The sequence below is a fragment of the Janthinobacterium agaricidamnosum NBRC 102515 = DSM 9628 genome, from assembly GCF_000723165.1.
Classification (GTDB): Bacteria; Pseudomonadota; Gammaproteobacteria; order Burkholderiales; family Burkholderiaceae_D; genus Janthinobacterium; species Janthinobacterium agaricidamnosum.
The window spans coordinates 5,764,949-5,788,909 of the sequence record NZ_HG322949.1; the positions used below are offsets into that span (position 1 = coordinate 5,764,949).

At 68.5% G+C, this 23,961-nt stretch carries 16 protein-coding genes; 4 read left to right on the top strand and 12 right to left on the bottom strand.

Features of this window, described 5'->3' with window-relative positions:
- Positions 1 to 4 precede the first annotated feature (4 nt).
- The 3 genes from GJA_RS24955 (at position 5) to GJA_RS24965 (ending at position 4,331) form a co-directional block, all read left to right on the top strand.
- The gene (locus GJA_RS24955) at positions 5 to 1,042 is read left to right on the top strand and encodes a FecR family protein (RefSeq protein WP_242404626.1); all 1,038 of its coding nucleotides are present in this window, start codon (positions 5 to 7) and stop codon (positions 1,040 to 1,042) included.
- A 102-nt stretch (positions 1,043 to 1,144) separates the two neighbouring features.
- Positions 1,145 to 3,565, top strand: a complete 2,421-nt coding sequence (locus tag GJA_RS24960; RefSeq protein WP_038497774.1) for a TonB-dependent siderophore receptor — start codon at positions 1,145 to 1,147, stop codon at positions 3,563 to 3,565.
- Between the two features lie 88 nt (positions 3,566 to 3,653).
- Complete coding sequence (locus GJA_RS24965) at positions 3,654 to 4,331, top strand: cupin domain-containing protein (protein WP_038497777.1); 678 nt, start codon at positions 3,654 to 3,656, stop codon at positions 4,329 to 4,331.
- A 60-nt stretch (positions 4,332 to 4,391) separates the two neighbouring features.
- Here GJA_RS24965 and tagF read toward each other — a convergent pair whose 3' ends face one another.
- On the bottom strand, positions 4,392 to 5,087 hold the full coding sequence (gene tagF / locus GJA_RS24970; RefSeq protein WP_197539813.1) for a type VI secretion system-associated protein TagF: 696 nt from the start codon (positions 5,085 to 5,087) through the stop codon (positions 4,392 to 4,394).
- A 162-nt stretch (positions 5,088 to 5,249) separates the two neighbouring features.
- Here tagF and GJA_RS24975 point away from each other — a divergent pair, with 162 nt between their 5' ends.
- Entirely contained in the window at positions 5,250 to 6,080 is an 831-nt protein-coding gene (locus GJA_RS24975) for a PP2C family protein-serine/threonine phosphatase (RefSeq protein WP_051781309.1), read from the top strand.
- 3 nt (positions 6,081 to 6,083) lie between these two features.
- On the opposite strand, the gene tssM is transcribed toward GJA_RS24975, so the two are convergent.
- The 11 genes from tssM to tssC form a co-directional block, all read right to left on the bottom strand.
- Positions 6,084 to 9,632, bottom strand: a complete 3,549-nt coding sequence (gene tssM, locus GJA_RS24980; RefSeq protein ID WP_038497784.1) for a type VI secretion system membrane subunit TssM — start codon at positions 9,630 to 9,632, stop codon at positions 6,084 to 6,086.
- Positions 9,633 to 9,686: 54 nt separating this feature from the next.
- Positions 9,687 to 11,003, bottom strand: coding sequence for a type IVB secretion system protein IcmH/DotU (gene icmH / locus GJA_RS24985; RefSeq protein WP_038497788.1), 1,317 nt, complete (start codon positions 11,001 to 11,003; stop codon positions 9,687 to 9,689).
- 3 nt (positions 11,004 to 11,006) lie between these two features.
- On the bottom strand, positions 11,007 to 12,344 hold the full coding sequence (gene tssK / locus GJA_RS24990; RefSeq protein WP_038497791.1) for a type VI secretion system baseplate subunit TssK: 1,338 nt from the start codon (positions 12,342 to 12,344) through the stop codon (positions 11,007 to 11,009).
- Positions 12,345 to 12,379: 35 nt separating this feature from the next.
- Positions 12,380 to 13,762 carry a type VI secretion system-associated FHA domain protein TagH gene (tagH, locus tag GJA_RS24995; protein WP_038497794.1) on the bottom strand — a complete coding sequence of 461 codons (1,383 nt, stop codon included), beginning with the start codon at positions 13,760 to 13,762 and terminating at the stop codon, positions 12,380 to 12,382.
- 75 nt (positions 13,763 to 13,837) lie between these two features.
- Positions 13,838 to 15,805: a type VI secretion system Vgr family protein gene (locus GJA_RS25000; RefSeq protein ID WP_051781310.1), complete on the bottom strand. Its 1,968-nt coding sequence runs from the start codon at positions 15,803 to 15,805 to the stop codon at positions 13,838 to 13,840.
- Positions 15,806 to 15,813: 8 nt separating this feature from the next.
- Positions 15,814 to 18,441, bottom strand: coding sequence for a type VI secretion system ATPase TssH (tssH, locus tag GJA_RS25005; protein ID WP_038497797.1), 2,628 nt, complete (start codon positions 18,439 to 18,441; stop codon positions 15,814 to 15,816).
- The gene (gene tssG / locus GJA_RS25010; protein ID WP_197539814.1) at positions 18,434 to 19,513 is read right to left on the bottom strand and encodes a type VI secretion system baseplate subunit TssG; all 1,080 of its coding nucleotides are present in this window, start codon (positions 19,511 to 19,513) and stop codon (positions 18,434 to 18,436) included. The genes tssH and tssG overlap by 8 nt, the downstream gene beginning before the upstream one ends.
- Positions 19,498 to 21,372, bottom strand: coding sequence for a type VI secretion system baseplate subunit TssF (tssF, locus tag GJA_RS25015; protein ID WP_038497800.1), 1,875 nt, complete (start codon positions 21,370 to 21,372; stop codon positions 19,498 to 19,500). The genes tssG and tssF overlap by 16 nt, the downstream gene beginning before the upstream one ends.
- Positions 21,372 to 21,887 carry a type VI secretion system baseplate subunit TssE gene (gene tssE / locus GJA_RS25020; protein WP_038497802.1) on the bottom strand — a complete coding sequence of 172 codons (516 nt, stop codon included), beginning with the start codon at positions 21,885 to 21,887 and terminating at the stop codon, positions 21,372 to 21,374. Before tssE ends, tssF begins: the two co-directional genes overlap by 1 nt.
- The gene (locus GJA_RS25025; RefSeq protein ID WP_038497806.1) at positions 21,887 to 22,366 is read right to left on the bottom strand and encodes an Hcp family type VI secretion system effector; all 480 of its coding nucleotides are present in this window, start codon (positions 22,364 to 22,366) and stop codon (positions 21,887 to 21,889) included. The genes tssE and GJA_RS25025 overlap by 1 nt, the downstream gene beginning before the upstream one ends.
- Positions 22,367 to 22,430: 64 nt before the next feature.
- Positions 22,431 to 23,936 (bottom strand): type VI secretion system contractile sheath large subunit, encoded by a 1,506-nt coding sequence (tssC, locus tag GJA_RS25030; RefSeq protein ID WP_051781311.1) that lies wholly within the window; start codon positions 23,934 to 23,936, stop codon positions 22,431 to 22,433.
- Positions 23,937 to 23,961 lie beyond the last annotated feature (25 nt).

Consider the following 23,961-nt stretch of genomic DNA (forward strand, 5'->3'; position numbering starts at 1 on the left):
TGCCATGAATTCACTCCCATCCCGATCCGCCGACAGCCAGGCGCTGGACTGGTTCGTGCGCCGCGGCGCCGGCCTGGACGCCGCCGAGGAGGCGTTATTCCAGGATTGGCTGGCCGCCGATGCCACGCACCAGGCCGCGTTGGCCCGCCGCCAGCACGACTGGGATGCGCTCGACGCCTTGCCGGCCGCTGGCGTCGAGCGCCTGCGGCGCCAGCTGGCCGCCGACCTGCGTGCTGAAAAACCTGAGGTAGCGTCGTCGCGGCGCGCGTGGTTCGGCATGCTGGCCGGCCTGGCCCCCCGCGCCGCGCTGGTCCTGGCGGTCCTGTGCGCGGCTGGCGGCGGCTACCTGGCCTGGGATTACCAGCAAGGCCAGCCGCTCTACACCGGACAGTTTGCCACCCGGCGCGGCGAACAGCTCGATGTCGCGCTGCCGGACGGCAGCCGCTTGCGGCTCGACACCGGCACCCACATCGCGGTGGCGCTGTACCGCCAGCGCCGCGAAGTGCGGCTGGCCGAAGGCCAGGCCGTCTTCCAGGTGCGGGGCGACCGCACGCGTCCGTTCGAAGTGCTGGCCGGGCCGCTGCGCGTGACGGTGGTCGGCACCAGGTTTGCGGTGCGCCACACGCCGGCGATGGCCGGCGCGGATGGCGTGCGGGTGGCGGTCGAACATGGCCGGGTGCGGGTCGCGGCTCCCGCTACGGCCCCCGCCACGGCGGTCATCGCACTGGGCGCCGGCCAGCAAGTCGTCAGCGACGCCGCCGGCAAGCTCGGTCCGGTGACGGCGCTCGGTGCGGCCGGCATCGCGCCGTGGCGCGACGGCCGCGTCAGCTTCGACAACCAGCCGTTGTCGGTCGTGCTGGCCGAATTCGAACGCTATGGCGCCAGCGGCGTGACGCTGGCCGACCCGCGCACGGCGGCGTTGCGCATCACCGGCACGTTCGACCCGCGCCGGCCCGATAATTTCTTGCGCATCGTGCCGCAAGTGCTGCCGGTGCGGCTGCGCCGGCAAAACGGCGTGACCGAGATCGCCGCCATGCGCTAGCCGTCGGCGTCAAAACTCATTGCTGCGAGGGGTAGGGTTTTTGCGCTGCCGTGCGTCTACCTGAGAAGGATTCCCATTTACACCTTCCCGGAGATTGTACGCATGCCCCGTTTTTCCTTGCATCCCGCCCCACTCGCCATCCGCATGGCCATCGCGCTCGCTTCCGGCGCCGTCACGGCGCAGGCCGAAGGGCCGGCCCGGCCGGTCGCGATCCAGCTGGAGCGCCAGCCGCTGGCCCAGGCGCTCAATGCGCTGGCCCTGCAAACCCGGCTCGAACTGATCGTCCAGCCGGCACTGGTGGCCGGGCGCATGGCGCCGGCGGTGGCGGGCCAGATGACGCCGCGCCAGGCGCTCGGGCGCCTGCTCGACGGCAGCGGCCTGGTGGCGCGCCTCGACGGCACGGCGGTGACGGTGCAGGCGGCGCCGCCGCCTTCGGCCGACGTGACCATGGCGCCGGTGACCGTGACGGCGCTGGGCGAGCGCAGCGCCGTCACCGAACAGACCGGTTCTTATACCAGCCGCGAACTGAGCATCGGCAAGCTGCGCTTATCGGTACGCGAAACGCCGCAATCGGTCAGCGCGGTGACGCAGCAGCAAATGGAAGACCAGCACCTGGTCACGCTGGAACAAGTGCTGGGCCAAGCCACCGGCGTCACCAGGACCACCCGCAATTTCGGCGACCACCGCTTTTCGGTGCGCGGCTTCGTGATCCAGGATGACAACCAGCTGGTCGACGGCGTGCCCGGCATGCTGTATTCGGCCACCGGCTGGCTGCCGGTCGACATGGCGATCTACGACCGGGTCGAGGTATTGCGCGGCGCCGGCGGCCTGATCGTCGGCGCCGGCGATCCCAGCGGCGCGGTGAACCTGGTGCGCAAGCGTCCGCGCGCGCAGGCGCATGCCGACGTCAGCGTGTCGGCCGGCTCGTGGCACAATTACCGCACCGAGCTCGACGCCGGCATGCCGCTCAATGCCGAAGGCACGCTGCGCGGCCGGGTGGTGGCCGGGTATGAGGACCGCCGGTATTTTTATGACCTGGCCCATGCGCGCCAGCCGCTGCTGTACGGCGTGGTCGAGGCCGACCTGGGCCGCGACACCAGGCTGACCATCGGTGCGCGCCACCAGGAAAAGGATATCGGCGCGTATTGGCTGTTCGGCCTGCCGCGCTACAGCGACGGCGGCGCGCTCGATGTGCCCCGTTCGACATCGCTGGCGCAAGACTGGAACCGCCACGATGCGAGCGTCAACGAAGTCTTCGGCGAACTGGAACGGCGTTTCGGCGACGACTGGAAAGCCAGGCTGACCGTCAACCGCAGCAACGGCGGCTTCGACCAGAAGCTGGCGCTGGCGCGCGGCGTGGTCGAGCGCGGCACGTTGGCCGGCCCGCGCCTGTACAGCCTGTACTTCAAGAACCTGGACGTGGTCACCACCGGCATCGACGCCAGCCTGGCCGGCAGCTTCCAGGCGCTGGGCGGCACGCACCAGTTTTTAGCGGGCGCCAACTGGTCGCGCCGCAGCGAGGATGACAAGGGCGCGGCGATCGATGACGGCAGCCCGATCGACCCGTTCCATCCCGACCATTTCGCGGTCGCCGAACCGGTCCGTCCAGCCTGGACCTCGGCGCTCGACGTGCGCGACCAGCGCGCCGGCCTGTACGCCAGCGCGCGGCTGGAACTGGCGCAGCCGCTGCACCTGCTGCTGGGCGGGCGGGTCAGCTGGCTCAACTATCGTTCGGCCGACCGGATCAGCGGCGACCAGGTCGCCGGCTATGACCAGAACCGCGAGTTCACGCCGTACGCCGGGCTGGTCTACGACGTGGGCCGCTTGTGGTCGTGGTATGCCAGTTATGCCGACACCTTTCAGCCGCAAAGCAAGTACTTCACGGCCGGCGGCCAGCCGCTGAAACCGGCCATCGGCGCCAACTATGAAACCGGCCTGAAGGGCGAACTGTATGACGGCCGCCTGAACGCCACGCTGGCGCTGTTCCAGGTCAGGAAGACCGGCAATGCGGAACTGGATGTCGCCAACGACGGCCCGTGCGACCGCAACGCCGACGGCAACTGCTACCGCAATGCCAGCACCTTGCAAAGCAAGGGGGTTGAGGCGGAAGTCAGCGGCGAAGCCTGGCCGGGCCTGCAACTGACGGCCGGCTATACCTATGTGACCAGCCGCGCCGACGACGGCAGCAGCATCAGCGCCGAAACGCCGCGCCACCTGCTGCGCATGGCGGGCAATTACCGCCTGCCGGGCCGGTGGCGCCAGTGGAGTCTCGGCGGCGGCGTGGCGGCGCAAACCGGCTACGCCACCCAGGCGCCGGACAACGATGCGGTGCGCATCGCCGATGGCGGGCGGGCCGTGTGGGACTTGCATGCCGCGTACATCATCGACCGCAGCTGGACCGTGGCGCTGAATGTCGCCAACGCGTTCGACAAAAACTACTGGGCCAACCTGGGCGAACTGCGGCGCGGTAATTATTACGGCGAACCGCGCAACGTGACGCTGACGCTGCGCGCCGCGTTTTAAGTCATCCTCGGGCCGCGGCCTGAACGGCGCGCGGATGGTCGGCGATTGTGGATTATCATGGCCGCTGCCCTCTTTGGAAGGAGTCGATATGCCGCCGAATACGCTGATCAATGCTGACTTTTCGCAACGTGCCGTGCTGCACCGCGAGCAACAACAATGGGTCGCCTCGCCGCAACAGGGAGTGCGGCGGATTTTCCTCGACCGCGTCGGCGCCGAAAAGGCGCGCGCGACCAGCATCGTGTCGTATGCGCCCGGCTCGATGTTTCCGCTGCACGGCCATCCGGGCGGCGAGGAAATCCTGGTGCTGGACGGCCTGTTTTCGGACGCCAGCGGCGACTTTTCCGGCGGCTGGTATTTGCGCAACCCGCCCGGCTCCCATCACGCCCCCAGCAGCGCGCCCGGCGCCACGCTGTTCGTCAAGCTGCGGCAGATGCCGGACCAGGAACGGCAGGCGGTGCGCATCGATAGCGGCGCGGCCGCGTGGCAGCCGCGCGGCGCCGGCCGGTCATGCTTGCCGCTGTATCACGGTGCGGCGGAACACGTCGAACTGCTGCGCTTGCAGCCCGATGCCGTGGCCGAAGCCGAGCTGTTCGATGGCGGCGCGGAATACCTGGTGCTGAACGGACAAATGACGGACGACGACGGCACATATGGCGCCGGCGCGTGGCTGCGCCTGCCGCCCGGCGCGCGCCAGCAAGTGCGCAGCGGCGCAGAGGGCGTGCTGTTTTACCGTAAGACCGGGCACCTGGCCGTGGCCATCGGATAGTCATCCGTGGAGTTGGCGGGAATACGTCCGGCCAGCTACAGGCCTGCGATCCAGCCAAGTTCAAGCCCAGCCGCTTTGCCGCCAGTTTCCGGCCAGCATGCCGGCGAACGCCGCCGGTTGCGGCAAGCCCTGGCAGACCAGCAGCGACGGCTCGACGGCGGCCGACCCCTCGGTCCACCAGATGCTGCGTCCGTCCAGCGCGGCCCGCGCCAGTTGCCGCGCCAGCCCGCCGTCGATGCCGGATAGCGGCAGCCGCGCGCCGTGCGGTCCGCGGCTGCCGGGCGCGGGATGATCCGCCAACGCCGGCCCGGCCAGCAGCGCGGCATCGAAAGACTCCAGCACGAAATCGTCGCGCAGCGACGACAGCGCCAGTTCCTCGATGCGGCCGAACCACGCGTGGCCGCTGTCGATCCAGTCGAGCAGCGCGCCGCCTGCCGCGCCGCAGGCGATGGTCAGCGGAAAATAGCGTCCGACCCGGTCGACGCTGGGCATCAGCACGCCGGCCCAGGCCCGCTCGCCGCATACGCCCGGCGCCAGCACGAAACGCCACACGGGACTGTTCAGATAGGTATCGAGCCAGCGCGGCCCGAGGCTGTCGCGGCTGGCCCGCATCGCCGCCTGCAGCCAGCCGTCCCACGCATCGAGCAGCATCGGCGGCAGGCGCCGCGAGACAAAGTCGCCATGCGTCAGCACCTTGCCGAAAAAGCCGGGCGCCCGGTCCTCGTGCCTGTCGCACGGCGTGTTCATTCGATACATGATGATTCAGGTTGAAGCTCGAGGTCCGGCCGTTTTTGATGATACGGATTGTAAACCAAGATATCCGCAGGCGGCGCGCGTCCATCCGGGCCGATGCCGCGTATCTCTTGCATGGCCGGGGCGGCATGTCGCCGCCCCGGCCCTCCAAGCATGGGAGCCAGTTTGACAATCCAGATATATCCGCCGCAGTCCAGCCGTTTGCGGATCGGGCCGGCTTGCGGCGTCAGCGACGCGGGCGCGGTACGCAAGCACAATGAAGACTGCTTCCTGATCGATGAAGGACTCGGCCTGGCGGTGGTCGCCGATGGCATGGGCGGCCACGCTTCCGGCGAGGTGGCCAGCGCCGCCGCGCTGGTGGCGCTGGCCGACTATTTGCGCCAGGCGCTGGCCGCCGGCGCTGGCGGCGGCTTGCCCGACGCCGACCCGGACGCGACCCGCGCCGACGAGCAGTTGCGCGGCGCCGGCCTGCTGTTCGACGCGGTCGATCACGCCAACAGCCGGCTGTACCGCGACAACCGGGCGCGCGGCATGCCCGACGGTGCCGGCATGGGCACCACGCTGACCGGTTTCTGGAGTCCGCCGGGACTGGACGGCTTCATCCTGTTCCATATCGGCGACAGCCGTTTATACCGCTGGCGCGGCGGCGAGCTGGCCTTGCTGACGCGCGACCAGACCTCGTATCAGCTGGCGCTGGAATCGGGCGCGCTGGAGCATTTGCCGCCGCAAAACCTGCTGCTGCAGGCGGTCGGCCCGGCGTCGGCGGTGGTTCCCGAGGTGCGCATGCATACCGTCTGCGACGGCGACTTGCTGCTGCTGTGCAGCGACGGCTTGCATGGCTGCGTGCCGCATATCGAGATCGAACAGGCGCTGGCGCAGGCCGGGTCCGGCCCGCTGGAGCCGGCCTGCGCCGCGCTGGTGGCGCTGGCCAAGCGGCACGGCAGCCGCGACAACATCACCGCGCTGCTGCTGCGCTGCGAGCAGCGGCCCCTTTAACGTCTACAGGCTGGCCGGGCAGCGGAACTGTTCCAGCGCATCGCGCTGGAATGGGTTGACCACGCTGCTGGCGGTCAGTTCATAGACCGCCTTGCGGCCTTCCAGGTCGAACGTCACGCGGTATTTTTCGCCTTGCGGGCCGGGCGTCAGCACGGCCTTGTCCATCATGCGGAACCAGGCCCACGGGCCTTCGGCGGCCAGCTCGGCTTGCAGCGCCGGTATCGCTTCCAATTTGATCCGTCCGCCATCCTTGCCGCTCGGCAGGATCACCGCACTGCCTTGCAGCGGGCCGCCCTGCACCAAGGTCACCGGCTGGCCGTCGATGGTCAGCACGATCTTGCTCAAGGCCGCATCGGCGCTGACCGGTTTCAAGTCGAAGCGCAGCGACGGCTGGCGGCCGCCGGCGGCAAACATCATGTCGCGCAGCCGCGCGCCGCGCTGGAACTGGTCCAGCGTTTCCTGGCTGATGCCGAGCGCGGCAGCGCCGCCGCCGCTGCGCCAGCGCCATTGCGCACCGCTCATGTCGACATACGAGGCCAGGTTCCTGGTGAAGAAATCGTCCATCGCGCCGCCCTGGCCGAAGAACTTGCCGAAGTCCTCGGGCGTGATTTCCCTGGCCGCGCCGCGCACCAGCGGATAACGGCCGGCGATCGCCGCGCCGCAAAACTGCGCGCCCGAGCCGGCCCACAGCGCGCTCAGGCGGGCCCGTTCATTGCCCAGCGTCAGGCTGTTGCCGGCGCTTTCGACGTATTGCAGGATGCCGGACAGCGGCGCCGGCTTGCCATCCGCTGCGCGTTTCAGGCGCACCAGCGCATCGCCGGGCGGCGCCACCGCGCCGCTGCGGCGCGCGCTGTCGGCCGCGTCGAAGAACAGCGCGGCGTCCTTCAGCATGGCCAGCGTGGCGTCCAGCGGCAGCGCTGCGCCGGCCGCGCCGGTCGCCAGTTTATGCAGGTCGGCGAAGTGCAGCGTCACCGGGTTGTCGCTGCCCGGGCTGGGCGGCGCCGCCGTCTCGGTGCCGCCCAGCGCCGATTCGAGTTTTTTCCGGGCCTGGTCCAGCCGGCCCTTGACCAGCTCGCCGACCGACGCATCGGCCGCCGTGTCGCCGGCCTGGTCCAGCGTGGTTTCGCGCGACGCCGTCGCCAGCAGCGTGCGCAGCGGCGAGTCGGGCGCGCCCAGCGCATTGCTGATGCGCGCCGCCTGGTCCAGCGTGCCGAACGGCTGCACCTTGATATCGCCGAGCAGCGTGTCCCACTGCTGGATGTAGTCGGCGAAATACAGTTGCAGCACCGCCCCCTTCAATTGATTCTTGTCGTCGCCGGCGGGATTGCTGCCGGCCGCTTCTTCCTGGCGGTCCAGGATCCAGTTGTCGCGCGCCACGTCGGCGGCGGCCTGGCCGCTGCGTTCCAGCAGCTTGCGGTAGCCGGCCACGCTGTACAGGCCGGGCAGGCCGCGCGTCAGCGATTCGCCGCTGCGCCGCGCCAGCAGCGACGACACGTCGCGGCCGGCGGCGCCGTTGATGCTGACGTCAGGCAGGCGCGCCGCCGCCACTTCGCGCTTCAGGCGGTTGTACACGCGCAGCGGCAGCGGCATCAGCGCCAGCGTCTGGCGCACCTGGGCGATCAGCGCCGGGTCCAGCTGCGCGCCGCTCAATTCCGGGTCTTCCAGCAGCGCCGCGACGTGGCCGGCCAGCTGGCGCCGCTGTTCCGCGCTGGCGCCGTCGAGGTTGCGGCTCCAGTCCAGGTCCAGCCACGCCTGCACCGATTCGGCGTCGAAGAATTTGCGGTCGCCGAGCATCAGGTACACCCGCAGCGTTTCATACAGCAAGTCCTGGTTGTTGGCGTCGCCGCGCCGCAGCACCGCTTCCATGCGCAGCACGATGCGCGGCAACAGCATTTCGCGCAGCAGCCGGTGGTACAGCGTTTGCGCGCCGGAGCCCAGTTTATCGCCCTGGTACAGGCCGAAGCGGTTCAGCAGCGCCACGCCGTCGTCGCGCTGCGCATACCCGGCCGGCAGGTTGCGGGCCGCGGCCAGCGGCGGCAGCAGCGCCAGCACGCCGTCCTGCGGCGACGTGGCGGCCACCAGGCGTTCGATATCGCGAGTGCGCCCGGCCACGTCGCCGACCATGTCCTGGTTGCGCGAATGGCTGACCAGCAGCGCGATGACGGTCAGCACCAGCGCCACGCCGATCGCCGCCGTGGCGCCCCAGTTGATCCACTGGCGGCGCCGTTCGGCCTGGCGGTTCAAGCCGCCCAGGTCGGCTTCCTTGAAGATCACGTCGCGCAGCAAACGGGTCAGGAAGTAGCTGCGGCCGCTGGCCGCATGCGGCGCCAGCACGTTGCGGTCCAGCCCGAAGGCGCCGGCCAGCGCGCCCATCACGCGGTCGATCGGTCGGCCATCCTGGGTGCCGCTGGTGAAATACACGCCGCGCAGCAGCGCCGCATCGGCGTACACGCTGGACTGGAAGATCTCGGCCAGCATGCTTTCCAGGCCGTCGCGGATGGCGGCGAATTGCTGCGGGAAGCTGTACAGCAAGCCGCGCCGCTGCAAGTCGCGCTCCTGTTCCATGCGGGCCAGCAGGCGCACCTGCAACTGGTGTTCCAGCGCCGCGAATTCAGCCGGGAAGGCGCCCAGTCCGGAAGCGGCCTGGCCGGCGTCGAGCGGGAACGTCATGCCCCACACCTGGCCGCGTTCGTCGCGTCCCATGCCGTCGAAGAATTCGGAAAAACCGGCCAGCAGATCGCACTTGGTGACCATCACATAGATCGGGAAGCCGATGCCCAGCCGTTCGTGCAATTCACGCAGCCGCTCGCGCACCGCCAGCGCCTGCGTCTTGCGGCCCGATTCGCCCAGTTGCAGCAAGTCGGACACGCTCAGCGTGACGATCACGCCGTTGATCGGACGCCGCCCGCGGTGCTTCTTCAGCAAGTCGAGGAAACCGCCCCAGGCGGCGCGGTCCACTTCGGTGTAGCTGTCCTGCGTGGTATAGCGGCCGGCCGTGTCGAGCAGCACCGCCTCGTCGGTGAACCACCAGTCGCAATTGCGGGTGCCGCCGATGCCGCCGACGGCGCCCGGCCCAAGCGCGCCGGCCAGCGGGAATTGCAGGCCGGACTGGGTCAGCGCGGTGGTCTTGCCGCTGCCCGGCGCGCCGATGAACATATACCACGGCAGCTGGTACATATAGCGGCTGCCGGTGCGCAATCCGGGTTGCGCCTTGCGCAGCACCGCCATCGCCTGCCGCATGCGCTCGGCCAGCGCGGCCAGTTCGGCCGCCGATTCCTGCGCGCCGGGCGCCGGCGGCTGGTTCCGGGCGGCCACGCCGTCCATCAACTGGCGCGAGGCGCGCACGCCGGCCAGCCATTTCCAGCCGAACCAGCCGGCCCAGGCCAGCAGCATCAGGATGACCAGCCGCCAGCGCGAACGGGCCGAGGCGAAGGGCTCGGCGCCGTCGAAGGCCAGCAACGGCGCTTCATACCAGACCAGCAGCGACAGCAGCAGCACGCCGCACAGCGCCAGCACGGCGGGCTTGCGCAGCCAGGGAATAAATCGTTTCATAAGCACCTGCAAAGACAGCGTTGGATCGGATCGAGTTTCATGCGGAGACTCCCTTTATTGCGGCGCCGGCGGCGTCAGCAGCACGATGTCGACGCGCCGGTTGCGCGCGCGGCCCAGCGCCGTGTCGTTCGGCGCCAGCGGCTCGCCGTCGCCGCGCCCTTCGGCCGTGTAGCGGCCGGCCGGGCCGGCGCGCTGCGCCAGCATCCGCAGCACCGCCGCCGCGCGCGCCTTCGACAGGTCGAAGTTCGACGGGAAGCGCGCCGACAGTCCCGGACGGGTATTGTCGGTATGGCCGATCACGCTGACCTTGCCCGGCATCGGCACCAGCGCATCGCCGATGCGCAGCAGCAGCGCATCAAAATGGCTGTCCGGCTCCGCGCTGCCGGAGGCGAACAGGCCGTCGCCTTTCAAGGTGACGATGGAACGGTCGGCGGTTTCGTCGACACTGACCAGGCCGGCGGCGATTTCCGGGGCCAGGAAGCGCGCCAGCCGGTCCGGCGCCGGGCGCGCGATGGCGGCGCGGGCCGGCAGCGCGGCCGGCGCCGCGTGAATCCGCAGCAGCGCCGCGTAGACCGGGTCGGAGGCGCGGTTCAGGCCGATGCTCAGCACCAGGTGCAGCACCAGCAGGATCACGCCGGCGGCGGCCGCCAGCACCCACAGCGGCACCAGCCGCAGCATCGAGCGGGGCGCCGACGCCGCGCCGCGCCAGTGCGGCGACAGGTCGGGCTCATAGGTGCCGCGCTGCTGCGCAATCAGGTATTGCAGCCGTTCGCGCAGCAGCGCCAATTGTTCGTGGCCGCCTTCGAGCACGCGGTAGCGGCCCTGCAGGCCCAGCGACAGGCACAGGTACATCAATTCCAGCAAGTCCAGGTTGGCGCGCGCATCCTGGCTCAGGCGCTGCAGCACCAGGAAGAATTTCTCGCCGCCCCACGCCTCGTTATGAAAGGTCACCAGCAGGCTGCGCGAGCCCCACACGCTGCCGCCCCACGGCGTGCTGGACACGGTTTCGTCGAGCAGCGTGCACAGCGCATAGCGCGCGGCGGCGATCGCCAGCGTGTCGATGCGCGCCGCGCGCGCCTCGGCCTCGAAGGCATGGATGGCGCGCTGCAGGCGTTCGCGCAATTGTTCCAGGTCGGGCTGGGTGACGGTCAGGCGCAGCGGCACGATCAGGTCCAGCAGCGGATTGGCGGCGCGCACCAGCGGATTGAGGCCGCTGCCGTGCAGCTGCACCGGGCCCGGGTCGACCGGATTCAGGTTGGCAGCGGCCGGCGCGGCAGATGCGGGCGGGCGCCGCCCGGCCGGGCTGGGCACCAGGATGGTGCGGTCCGGGTCTTGCTCCTGGTCCTGGAACGGATGGGATGGTTCGGTCATGGCTTACTTCCTGATGGCCCAGAACTGCATGTGCAATCCGGGGAATTGACCGGCCACGTGCAGCGCGAAAGCCGGAGAGTGATTGAGCTGCTGCCAGTACGCGCTGGCCCGGTCCAGTTCGAAATAGGTGTAGCCGGCGTGGAACGGCAACTGGCGCGGCGCCACCGGCAACGGGCGCAGGCCGATGCCCGGCAACTGCAGGTTGACCATGTCGCCGATCTGGCTGACCGAGCCGATCTTGACTTGCGGCGGGAAGCCGCTGCGCAGCGCCTCGGCCGGCATTTGCGCATGCACCGCCAGCACGAAGGCGGCGCTCTTCAGCAGTTCCGGATCGGGCAGCACGCCGACCCGGATGCCGAACTGGCGGTCTTCCAGCGGGATCGCAATCGCCTGGCTATCCATCACCGCCGACAGCGACTTGCGCAAGTCCAGCATCAGTGGCTGGAAGCTGTCGGCCAGCTGGGTGTGGCGGTACGGCGGATACGGCGCCGGCCGCTTGCCGGCCTGGGTGAATGTCGCCAGTTCGCCGGCCAGGGCCAGCATCGCTTCATACAATTGCTGCGGATGCAGGCCGGCCAGCACGGCCAGGTGGGCGAACAGCGGTTCGCTGCGGTTGATCAATTGCAGCAGCAGGAAGTCGGCGATTTCTGCGGCGCCGGCCGCTTCCGGCTGGCCGAGGCGCGCCGCCAGCGCATCGCCGCGCTGGTGCAGCAGCCCGACCACTTCAGCGGCAAAGCTTTCCAGTTTCGGCGCCGCGTGGAGGTCCAGGCACGGCGGGCAAAAATCGGCGTCCAGCACCAGCATATTGTCGGCGCGGCGCTCGATGATGCGCGCCACCGCCAGCGTGGCGTAGGCGTTCGCGACCTCGCTTTCGAGCGCCAGCTTCAGGCGCAGCTTGCCGATTTCCAGCAGCGCGCTGGCCTCGCCGCCATTGCTGTCCCAGCTTTCGATTTCGGCGCTGCCGTGGCGCGCGAACTGCTCGTCGCCGGCATGGCCGGCCATGGCCACTTCCGGCACGCCCGGACGGCGCAGCGGCAGCGCCAGCATCACCAGCACGTTGCGCGCGTCGGCCGGCACGTCCAGCGGCAGCGGCAAGGCGTCGTCCAGCGGCAGCGCCAGCGGCGTGCCGTCGGGCAGCACGGCGCTGCATTCGAGCAGAGAAAGCTTACCCTGCGCCAGCAATTGCTGGTCGATGCGCAGCCGCGAAAAGCCCCAGCCGTACGGGCGCAGCGTATTGACGCGCGCTTCCAGCTGGGTTTGCAGGTAGCGGTCGTGCTGCTGCAGGTGCTGCGGTTGCAGCAGCATCCCTTCGGACCAGACTATTTTGTTATTCCAGGACATAGATACCTCGTTGATCTTGATGAAGGGCGACCGGCTCAGGCGGCGCCGCGCAAGCGCGCGACCTGCTCCGCATAAGCGGCGGAAAACTTTTCGCCGAACAGGCGCTGGAAGTCGTCGTCGGCTTCGCGCGCGACCACGCCGTACAGTTCGACCAGCCGATCCCACAGGCGCGACTTGCGGCTGGCGCCGAGCAGCTTGTCGAGCCGCGACGGCTGGCTCAGGCCGGCGTCGATGGCGGCCGGGTCGAAGCGCAGCAGCACCGCGTTGAGCGCGGCGCGCATGCCGGCGATGACCGCCACTTCATGCGCCCGCAAGTCGTCGAACGCGTGCCGCATCGCATCGAGCGGCTCCAGGTAGCCGTTCATCGCGCCGGTCAGCATCTGCGTCAGCGCGCCGTCGGCGGCCGGGAAGAATTTCAGCGGATTATTCGAGCGCACCGCGATCATCGTCATGTCGATGCGGCTTTCCTTCTTGGTCAGCGCACGTGCCAGCAAGATGTCCATGGTGCCGGCGGTCGCTTCGCGCAGCAGCGCGCCGACCAGCCGCGCCACGTCGGCGGCCGGCCGATCGATGCGCAGGCCGGACAAGCCCAGCCCTTCCAGCAGCGCCTGCAGCACCGGATCGGCGGCGCCGGGGACTGGTGCAGAAACAGGCGCAGACGCGGGAACAGGAGCAGGAGCGGGCGCAGGGACAGCGGCAGGCACCACAAGCGGGGCCGCAACCGGGACCGCGACCGGGACCGGCGCGGGAGCGGCCGGCATCGGCGGCGCCACGGCCGGCGCCGCAAAACCATCGGCCATCGGATCGTAGCCGGCCGGGATCGCGATCATGGCCGGCGCTGCCACTGCCACTGCCGCTGCAACCGGCGGCAGGCTGAAGGCCTGCTTTTCCGGCGCCACATGGTCGCTGTACGCGCCATGGAAGGCCGGCGCCGGCGCGACCAGGCCGAGCGGATCGTCGACCATCGCCGGATGGGCCTGGTGCGCGTGGTCCACGCTGTTGAGTATGCTGGCCAGGTCGTCCGGCCATGCCGGCGCGGCCGGCGCGTAAGCCGGCGCGGCAATCGCGGGCGCGATCACGGGAGCGATGACGAGCGGCGCCTCTTGCCAGATGTCGGCCAGCAGCAGGTATTCGCCGACCAGGATGCGGTGGCCGTGTTCCAGGCGGACTTCGCGGCCGCCGCCCAGCGGGCGTTCATTGACGACGCTGGGATTGCCGCCGGTATCGGTCAGGTAATAGCCGCCGTCGCGAAAGGCGATGCGCGCATGCACGCGCGAGATGTATTTGCTGTCGTCTTCCAGCACCAGCTGGTTTTCCGGCGCGCGTCCCAGGCTGCCGCCCTGCTCCGAAAAGCTGCACTCGACGGCTTGCGCCAAAGGCTGGTTGCGGTAAGTCTGTATGCGCAAAGTGAGCGGCATCGTATGGTGTCCTTGCTGTCAGTGTCGGCCGGCGCACATGCGCCGGCGCTGTCGTTTATCGTTGTCGATCGTCGCTTATGGTTTTCCTTCGTCGGCCTCGTCCGGCGCCTGCGGCGCCACCGGCATCAGCGGCGGCACGATGATGGCGTCGCCGGCGTGCGGGATCACCAGCGGCATCGCCGACATGATCACGCCGGCCGGGCCGACGATCACGTAGGCGGCGCCGGCCTTCAGCGCGATCGTCGCGCCGGCCTCGATGATGACGCTCATGCCGGCCTTGATGGTGACCGCCATGCCCGCTTCGACGCCGTATGCGGTGGCCGCCTTGGCCTGCATCGCCATGCCGGCGTCGAGCGACACCGTGCCGCCGACTTTTTCGCTGCGCCCGCCGCCGATGCTGGCGTGCACATCGCCGCCGGTGCGCTCCAGCCGGTCGCCCTTGACCACCTGGTGGCGCTGGTGGCCGACCCACTCGCGCGAGTCGTGGCGCACCCGGTTGTCCTGGTTCTTGCCGGCGTGGATGAACAGCTGTTCGCTGCCCTGCTTGTCCTCGAAGCGCAGTTCGTTGAAGGTGCCGCCGCCCTTCGATGCATTGCTGCGCATGGTCGAGCGGGTCGCATGTTCCGGCAGCGCGTACGGCGGCATGGTGTCGGCGTTGTAGACGCTGCCGGTCACCAGCGGCTGGTCCGGATCGCCTTCGAGGAAGCTGACGATCACTTCCTGGCCGATGCGCGGAATGAACATGCTGCCCCAGCGCTTGCCGGCCCAGCCCTGCGCCACGCGCACCCAGCACGAGCTGGTTTCATCTTCATGGCCGACCCGGTCCCAGTGGAACTGCACCTTGATGCGGCCGTATTTGTCGGTCCAGATTTCCTCGCCGGCCTTGCCGACCACCATCGCGGTTTGCGGCCCGTGCACCAGCGGCTTGCGCGTCAGCGGCGCGCTGCGCCAGGCGTACTGGCGGTCGATGGCGCTGAAGCTGCACGTCATCACCGGTTGCGGCGCCGGTTTCGGCGTGCCGGGCGGCGGCGCCGGCTGGTATTCCTCGGCGTGCAGCGTGTAGTGCGCGGAGACGATCAGATGCTGGCGGTTCTGGTCGCCGCGCGGATGCTCGGTCAGCGCGAACAGGCCGCCCGGGAACAGGCCGCGCGCGCCGGTCTCGGCGCGCACCTGGCGATAATGCGCGTGATAGCTTTCGATCAGGGTGCGGGCCTGGGTTTCGCCCGCGCCGCGCGCCGTGTATTTTCCCGGATAGTCGAACATTTCGTGGCTGGACTCGGCATAGCCGCGCGGCAGCGACGATTTCACCAGCAGCGCCGCGCTGGACGGCCGTTCGAAGTCGAACGCCTGCAAGGCGCAGGCGCCCGGCTGCACTTCGCCCTCGACCCGCCACTGCCAGATCGATTCGCTCTCGCGCATGGTCGGGTCGTCGGTCGGGCCGAACGGCACGCTGGCATAGCCCGGCACGTCGTGGTGCGCGCCGTAGGAATCGGCCAGCACCATCGTGTGGCGGCCGGACGCGCACTTGAAGTAGTAATAAATGCCCTCGTCTTCCATCAGCCGGCTGACGAAATTGAAGTCGGTTTCGCGGTATTGCACGCAATAGGCCAGCGGCTGGTAGCTGCCGCTCAGCGCCGACGTATCGACGTCGGCGCTGGCGTAGCGCTCGAACACGCTCTTGATAATTTGCGGCACGCTCTGGTCCTGGTAAATCCTGCAGTCGGACGCGCGCGTCAGGAACCACAGCCACGGCCGCAGCACGATGTCGTAGCGCCAGTAGCGGCCGAAGCGGCCGGTCAGCGCGAACCGCGCGGCATAGCCGTGGAAAAAGCGCTGGCCGCCGCGCGGCAGTTCGACCGACAGCGTCATCGGCGTGCCCAGCAAATCGTCGATCTGCAAGTCGGCGCGTTCGCTGAGCGCCTCGATGCGGTATTCGCTGAGCTGCGACAAGCCTTCGTCGCCTTCCATGCCGCGCACCAGCAGCGTGTCCGTGCCGAGCACGCAATGCAGCGCCAGTTCGCGCTGGTTCTGGGTCAGTGACATGGCGGTATTTACTCCCCGGCGGCGCTGGCGAAGTCGTACACGAACTCGCTGTCGGCGACGTCCACATGCACGCTGGCGATGGTCTGGCCGGCCACCATGCGGCGCAGGAATTCGCCGCTGATGGCCGGCAGCACGGTGTTGGTCAGGATTGCGTCGATCATGCGGCCGCCGCTTTCCAGCTCGGTGCAGCGGCTGCCGATCAGGCCGACCACCGCGTCGCTCCACGTGAACGGCGCCTTGTGCGCCTGCTCCATGCGGCGCGCGATGCGTTTCAATTGCAGTTCGATGATGGACGCCAGCATGCTGTCGCTGAGCGGGTAGTACGGCACCACCACCACCCGGCCCAGCAGCGCCGGCGGGAACACTTGCAGCAGCGGCGCGCGCAAGGCGGCGGCCATGCTGTCCGGCTCGGGAATCCGCGCCGGATCGCGGCACAGCGCGCCGATGGTGTCGGTGCCGGCGTTGGTGGTCAGCAGGATCAGCGTGTTCTTGAAGTCGATCACGCGCCCTTCGCCGTCTTCCATCCAGCCCTTGTCGAACACCTGGAAAAACAGTTCGTGCACGTCCGGGTGGGCTTTTTCGACCTCGTCCAGCAGCACCACGCTGTACGGACGGCGCCGTACCGCCTCGGTCAGCACGCCGCCTTCGCCATAACCGACATAACCCGGCGGCGCGCCCTTCAACGTCGAGACGCTGTGCGCTTCCTGGTATTCGCTCATGTTGATGGTGATGATGTTCTGCTCGCCGCCGTACAGGCTTTCGGCCAGCGCCAGCGCGGTCTCGGTCTTGCCGACGCCCGAGGTGCCGGCCAGCATGAACACGCCGACCGGCCGCGATGGATTGTCGAGTCCGGCGCGCGAGGTCTGGATGCGCCGCGCGATGGTGTCGAGCGCGTGGCGCTGGCCGATGATGCGCTGGCCCAGCGTGTCGGCCAGGCGCAGCACATTGTCGAGTTCATTCCTGACCATGCGGCCGACCGGGATGCCGGTCCAGTCCTGCACCACCGCCGCCACCGCCTGGGCGTCGACGCTGGCCAGTATCAGCGGGGTTTCGCCCTGCAGTTCGGCCAGTCCGTTTTGCAGCGCCTTCAATTCCTGCAGCGCGTCCCAGTCGGCGCCGTCCTGCCGCAGGCTGGTGCGCAATTTCAGTATCCGCGCCACCAGTTTCTGTTCGGCGAACCAGCGCGCTTCCAGCGTGTCGAGGCGCTCTTTTTCCAGCGCCAGCGCATCCAGCGCCGCCGCTTCGCGCGCCTGCGTATTGACCCCGACCGCCGCTTCGCGCTCGATGATGTCGAGTTCGGTGTCCAGCGCGGCGATGCGCTGGCGCGCGTCGTCCACCGCGGCCGGCGTCGCATGCTGGCTGACCGCGACGCGGGCGCAGGCGGTGTCGAGCAGGCTGACCGCCTTGTCCGGCAACTGGCGCGCCGGGATGTAGCGCTGCGACAGGCGCACCGCCGCTTCCAGCGCCTCGTCCAGCACCTGCACCCGGTGGTGGTTTTCCATCGTGACGGTCATGCCGCGCATCATGCGCAGCGCCTTCGCTTCGTCCGGTTCGGCCACTTGCACCACCTGAAAGCGGCGCGTCAGGGCAGGGTCTTTTTCGATGTGCTTCTTGTATTCGGCCCAGGTGGTGGCGGCGACGGTGCGCAGCGTGCCGCGCGCCAGCGCCGGTTTCAGCAGGTTGGCGGCGTCGCCGGTGCCGGCCGCGCCGCCGGCGCCGACCAGCGTGTGCGCCTCGTCGATGAACAGGATCACCGGTTTTTCCGAGGCCTGCACTTCTTCGATCACCTGGCGCAAGCGGTTTTCGAATTCGCCCTTGACGCTGGCGCCGGCCTGCAGCAGGCCGATGTCGAGCGTGCGCAAGACCACGCTGCGCAAGGCCGGCGGTACGTCGCCGGCGACGATGCGGTGCGCAAAGCCTTCCACCACGGCGGTCTTGCCGACGCCGGCCTCGCCGGTCAGGATCGGGTTGTTCTGGCGGCGCCGCATCAGGATGTCGATCAGCTGGCGGATTTCCTCGTCGCGGCCGACGATAGTATCGAGCTTGCCGCTGCGCGCCTGTTCGGTCAGGTCGACGGTATAACGCTGCAGCGCTTCCTGGCGCGACGGCGCGCCGCCGGCCGGCGCAGTTTCAGCCGCGGCGCTGGCGCCAGGTGCGGCTTCCGGCGAACCTTCCAGCAGCTTGCCGAAGTCTTCCGCCAGCAAGTCCGGCTTGACCCGCTCGAACTGGCGCGATATCGCGAACAGCGTGTTGCGCAGCGTCGCGGTTTTCAGCACACCCAGCAGCAAATGGCCGCTGCGCACTTCGGATGCGCCGAACATCAGCGTGGCGTAGACCCAGCCCCGCTCGACGGCTTCCTCGACTTGCGACGACAGGTCGCTGACCGAGCCGGCGCCGCGCGGCAGGCGGTCCAGCGCCGCCGTCAGGTCATGCGCCAGCGCCGCCGGATCGACGCCGAAATGGTTCACGATGCGCATCAGGTCGCTGTCCTGCAATTGCAGCAGCTGGTGCAGCCAGTGCACCAGTTCGACATACGGATTGCCGCGTAATTTGCAAAAGACGGTGCTGCTTTCGATGGCCTGGTAGCACAGGCGGTCGAGTTTGCCGAACAAGGCGATGCGGCTAATGTCAGCCATATGCTGCTCCTTCATGAAAGGTGTGGTCAGAGAGGTGGTCAGGGGTAGTCGGGGCACTCAGTTTGGCCGGCGTGAAGCACAATTGTTCGTCGTCCTGTGCCGGCGCTGCGCTGCTGACCCAGCTGGTCCAGCCGAGCCGGGAAGCGCGTCCCAGCCGCAGGCCCGGCACTTGTTCGCGCTGCATCACCAGCCGCACGTCCCAGTCCAGCGCCAGGCCGCAGTAATTGCGCACCCAGTCGATCAGCCGCTGCATGTTGGCGCCGCCGGGCAGCATCTGGTGCGCCTGCTCCAGCGTCAGCGGGCCGAACACGATGCGGAATTTGTGCTGCCGGTTCCACACCTTGGTCCCCAGCAGCGTGCCCTGGCCCAGCACCTGGGCCTGCGGCCCGCTGCGCAACCGGCACAGGCCGTCCGGCGGCAAGCGCATCCAGTGGCCGACGAATTGTTCGAGGCGCACCGGCAGCTTGAAAAAATCGCCGAGGATGGCGGCCAGGCCGTCGGCGTTGCGCGGATGCGGCGCCATGCGGCCGGCGTAATGCAGCTTGGCGAAATCGGGCACCGTATCGCGCTCGCGCAGCGACGCCATGCCGATGCCGATCAGCGCGCCGAGCCGTGCCGAAAAGCGGTCGTCGCCGGGCCGGTCCAGGCTCAGCGCCGGCTGGGCGTTGGCCCAGCCGCGGTAAAACAGGCTGATCATGCGGTGCTGGAACAGGTCCAGGAAATGCGCGATGGTGCTATCGCCGGCATTGCGCTGGCGGTCGCGCACGTATTCGGTCAGGTGCAGCGGCAGCACGCCATTGGCGCCCAGCAGCCCGAAAAAATTCACCAGCAGCCGCGGCGCCCTGCCATCCGCATCGGTATCGGCGGCGCGCCGCAGGCCGGCCAGCATCGCGCCCTCGAACGCCAGCGACGGCTGCTGGCCGAAACGCACCGGCTCGTGCTGCGGACGCAGCGCCTCGCCGATGCGCGGCAGTTCCGGATGGGCGCATTCGAGCAGGCGCAGTGCGACGTAGAAATCGTAGGCCGCCGGCGTCGCTTCCAGGCTGTCGAGCAGCGCTACAGGATCTCGCATCGCCCCACCCTTGCCGGCCAGCGCATGACGGCGCCGCGCGCCGTGGTGTGCAGCGTCGTTTCGGTGAACGAATTGAGGCTGACGTATTTGGCGAAAAAGCTTTCCAGCACGGCGCCCAGCAAGAACGCGCCGCTGCCTTCGAAGGCGGCGTCGTCCAGCGTCAGCGCCACTTGCAGGCCGCGTCCGTAGCATACCGGGCCGGGCAGCGGCAGCCGCCGCGTCACCGCGCCGGCCGTCACCGAACGCACGCCGTCGACCTGGCGCAGCGCGCCGCTGTCGTGGGCCGGACAATACAGGCGCAGCAAGTCGCGCAGCGCGGCCGCGCCCTGGGCGCTGTCCTGGTCCGTCAGCGACAGGTAATTCAGCGACAGGTGGCTGACCAGGCGCCACGCGGTTTCGCCTTCGGCGTGCGAGGCGGCCGGCACGGTCGGGCCGGCCACGCAGCGCACCGCGCGCAGCGGCGCGCCGGATTCGAGGATGAAGTCGGTCTTGCCGCTGCCCAGCGGCATGCTCAGCACCAGGTCGCGGTTGCTGCACAGCGTGTCGACGCCGAGCTGGCGCAAGTCGCCGCGGTACGGCGCTTCCCGCGGGTCGACCAGCGACAGGAACACTTCGCTGCCGATGTAGCTGGAGCGCGGTCCCTGGCGGCGCTGCCGCTCGGACAGCCGGCGCACTTCGCGCCGCACCTGGTAGTACGCCGGCGGCGCGCCGCCGGCCAGGTCGTTGGCGGTATAGAACGGCGCGAAGCGCTGTTCCGCGTCGGCCCCGCTGCCGTAGCCGGTGACGCCCTGCACCTGGTAGATTTCATAATCCATCGGCCGGCTGCGGTCCGGCACCAGGTGATGGTCGGCCTGGCCGGCCGTCAGGTTGATGCGGTCGGCGCGTTTCGGGAACAGGTTGATCGCCGGCGTGCAGTGCAGCGCGAAGTTGGCCGCGCCCAGCGCCTGTTCCAGCGCCGGCTCGAAGCGGTTGAACAGCACCACGATATCGAGCTCGCCGCCGGCGCAGCGGCCGGCCGCATGGGCCAGTCCGCCCAGTTCGACGAACAGGTAGCGCTGCGGTAGCGCAAAATATTCCTGCAACAGGCGGTAGCCCTGGAACGAGCGCGGGCCGGCCGGCAGCAGCGCCTCGTCGTCGCTGAACCCACGCTGGCGGATCTGGCTGCGCGGCAGGATTTCATGCCAGGCCGGCGTGGCCTCGGCCGGCATCACCACCATGCCGGCCGCGTGCGCCAGCAATTGTTCCAGCAGCCGGGTCGGCAGCGCGTCGCTGCCGCGCAGGTGCAGCGCCAGGCGGTCCAGCGCGATCGCGTTGAAGGCCAGCCCGGCGCCGGCCTTCAGGCGCAGGCGCAGGCCGGCCTTGAGCGGTCCGAGGCGCGACACGGCGATGCCGTTCAGGTTGCCGCTGTAGGCGAAATACGACGCTTCCGTCAATTCGAGCGGCAGCAGCGTGACCTGGTGCGCGGTGCGGAATTCGCACGAAGTCTGGTCGCCCTTGCCGAGCAGGCTGCGCAGCGAACTGCCGCGCTCGACCTGGTAGCCGCGCGCCAGGCCGGGATTGTCCATGTCCGGCTGCAATTGCACGATCGCCATCGACGGCGTCGGCGCCAGGTATTGCGGGTACACCAGTTCCAGCAAGTGGTTGGTCAGGCGCGGGAATTCGGCGTCGATCTTCAGTTGCACGCGCGCCGCCAGGAAGCTGAAGCCCTCCAGCAGGCGTTCGACGTAGGGATCGGCGCAGGCATAGGTTTCCAGCCCGAGGCGGCCGGCGATCTTGGGGAAGTCGCGCGCGAATTCGCCGCCCATTTCCCGCAAATGCTGCAATTCCTGCTCGTAGTAGCGCAGCAGCCTGGTGTCCATCAGGTGGTCCTCGATTCAATGTCGTACAGGGTGACCTGGCCCATTTCCAGGTCCAGCTCGGTCTTCAAATACAGCCGTTCCGGCAGCGGCTGGCCCCACAGCTCGCCGTGGATCTCGAACGCCAGCTGGTTCGGGTTGGCCGACCGGTCGCCCGGTGCCACCGCTTTCACGCTGACGCTGTCGCGCAGGATGCGCGGCTCGAAATCCCAGATCGCCTGGCGGATGCGGCGTTCCAGTTCGGCCAGCTGCAAGCCCGACGCGGTGCGCCCGGCCAGGTCCGGCAAGCCGAAATTGAGCACCGAGCGCGCCGCCAGCGGGCTGTCGGCCAGCTCTTGCAGCGCGCCCAGGCAGGTGGTGTTGAACAGCCAGCCCAGGTCGCGCAGCACCGCCTTGCGCAAGCCGCGCATCGACAGCACGCGCTTGTCGCGCGGCTCTTGCGGGCTGCCGGCCTCGTCGTCGGTGAGCCGGTCCAGCAGCGACGGTTGCAGCCTCTCCTTGCTGGTCAGCTCGACCATCAGTACTTGGCGTTCGCCTCAAGGTCCCATTTCTTCGGCGTGCCCGGGGTGACGCTGGCGCCGTTGAACGAGTCGTACTGGTAGCTGATCTTGGTGAAGTTGATCGAGAAGGTTTCCGATGGGCGTTCGCCGGCGCTTTTCAGGTCGTACGAGCTGACGATGGCCGCTTCCAGTTCGATCTTCAGGTAGACCTGGCCCTTGCTGCTGGTGCCGCCGGTCTGGATGAAGTGGATCTCGGCCTTGCCCAGGCTCTTGCCGCAAATCGCCTGCATGAACAGGTCGGACGAGGCGATGTCGGTGGCCTTGGACAAGCGGATTTCGGAAAACGACGGGTTGCTGGTGTCGCGGTCGGTGCCGCCGCCGCTGGTCGAAATGGCGCGGCCGACGCCGAATTCGATCGAGTCGATGGTGATCCAGTCGGTGTGGGCGTCGAGGATGGCGGTGCCCTTGATTTTGGTGGCGAAGTTCAGCAAGATCATGTGTAGTTCCTTTTCATGTGGAGGGGAGCGTGCTTACAAGCTACTTACAACGTAATGCGGCGCATCAGGCCTTGGCCGACGGCAGTTTCGACACCAGCCGCAGCGACACCGTCAAGCCTTCCAGCTGGTAATGCGGACGCAGGTAGAACTTGGCGCCGTAGTAGCCGGGATTGCCTTCGATTTCCTCGACCACCACTTCGGCGCCGGCCAGCGGCTTGCGCGCCTTGTCGGCGTCGGTGGCGGTGGCCGGGTTGTTTTCGACATAGCGCGCGACCCAGTTGTTGAGCCAGATTTCCATGTCGCTGCGTTCCTTGAACGAGCCGATCTTGTCGCGCACGATGCACTTCAGGTAATGCGCAAAACGGCAGGTCGCGAACAGGTACGGCAGGCGCGCGGCCAGGTTGGCGTTGGCGGTGGCGTCCGGATCGTCGTACTCGGCCGGCTTGTGCATCGACTGGGCGCCGATGAAGGCGGCGAAGTCGCTGTTCTTCTTGTGCACCAGCGGCATGAAGCCGTTCTTGGCCAGCTCCGCCTCGCGCCGGTCGGAAATCGCGATCTCGGTCGGGCAGGTCATGTCGACGCCGCCGTCATCGGTCGGGAAGGTGTGCACCGGCAGGTTTTCGACCGCGCCGCCGGATTCGATGCCGCGGATTTGCGAGCACCAGCCATAGTTCTTGAACGAGCGGTTGATGTTGACCGCCATCGCGTAGGCCGCGTTGGCCCAGGTGAAGTTGGCGCTGTTCGGCGCGCTGGTGTCTTCCTCGAAATCGAATTCCTCGACCGGGTTGGAGCGCGCGCCGTACGGTGCGCGCGCCAGGAAGCGCGGCATCGCCAGGCCGACGTAGCGTGCATCGTCCGACTCGCGGAACGAGCGCCACGCGGCGTGTTCCGGGGTCTGGAAAATCTTGGTCAGGTCGCGCGGGTTGGCCAGCTCCTGCCAGCTGTCCATCAGCATCACGGCCGGGTCGGCGGCGGTGATCAGCGGCGCGTGCGAGGCGGCGCTCACTTGCGCCATCTGGGTCAGCAGGTCGACGTCGGGTGCGCTGTTGTCGAAGTAATAGTCGGCCACCAGCGAACCGTAAGGCTCGCCGCCGAACTGGCCGTATTCTTCTTCATACAGCTTCTTGAACACCGGGCTTTGATCCCAGGCGACGCCCTTGAATTTTTTCAGCGTCCTGTGCAGCTCGTTCTTCGAGATGTTCATCACGCGTATCTTCAGCATCTCGTCGGTTTCGGTATTGTTGACGAGGTAATGCAAGCCGCGCCACGCGCCTTCGACCGCCTGGAATTCCTTGTGGTGCAAGATCACGTTGACTTGTTCGGACAGTTTCTTGTCGATTTGCGCAATCATGCGTTCGATCGTGCCGAGCACGTCGTCGGACAGCAGCGCGGTGTCTTGCAGCGCCTGCTGGGCCAGCGTGCGCACCGCGTTCTCGACCGCGTCGCGCGCCTTGTCGGACTTCGGCTTGAACTGTTTTTGCAGCAGGCTGGCGAAATCGCCGGCCTCGCCGGTCGCCTCGATGCCGGGCAGCGCGGCCGCCTGGTTGAGCGTGGAAGTGGCATTGCTCATGGATCGTTACCTTTCTGGAGTGGGT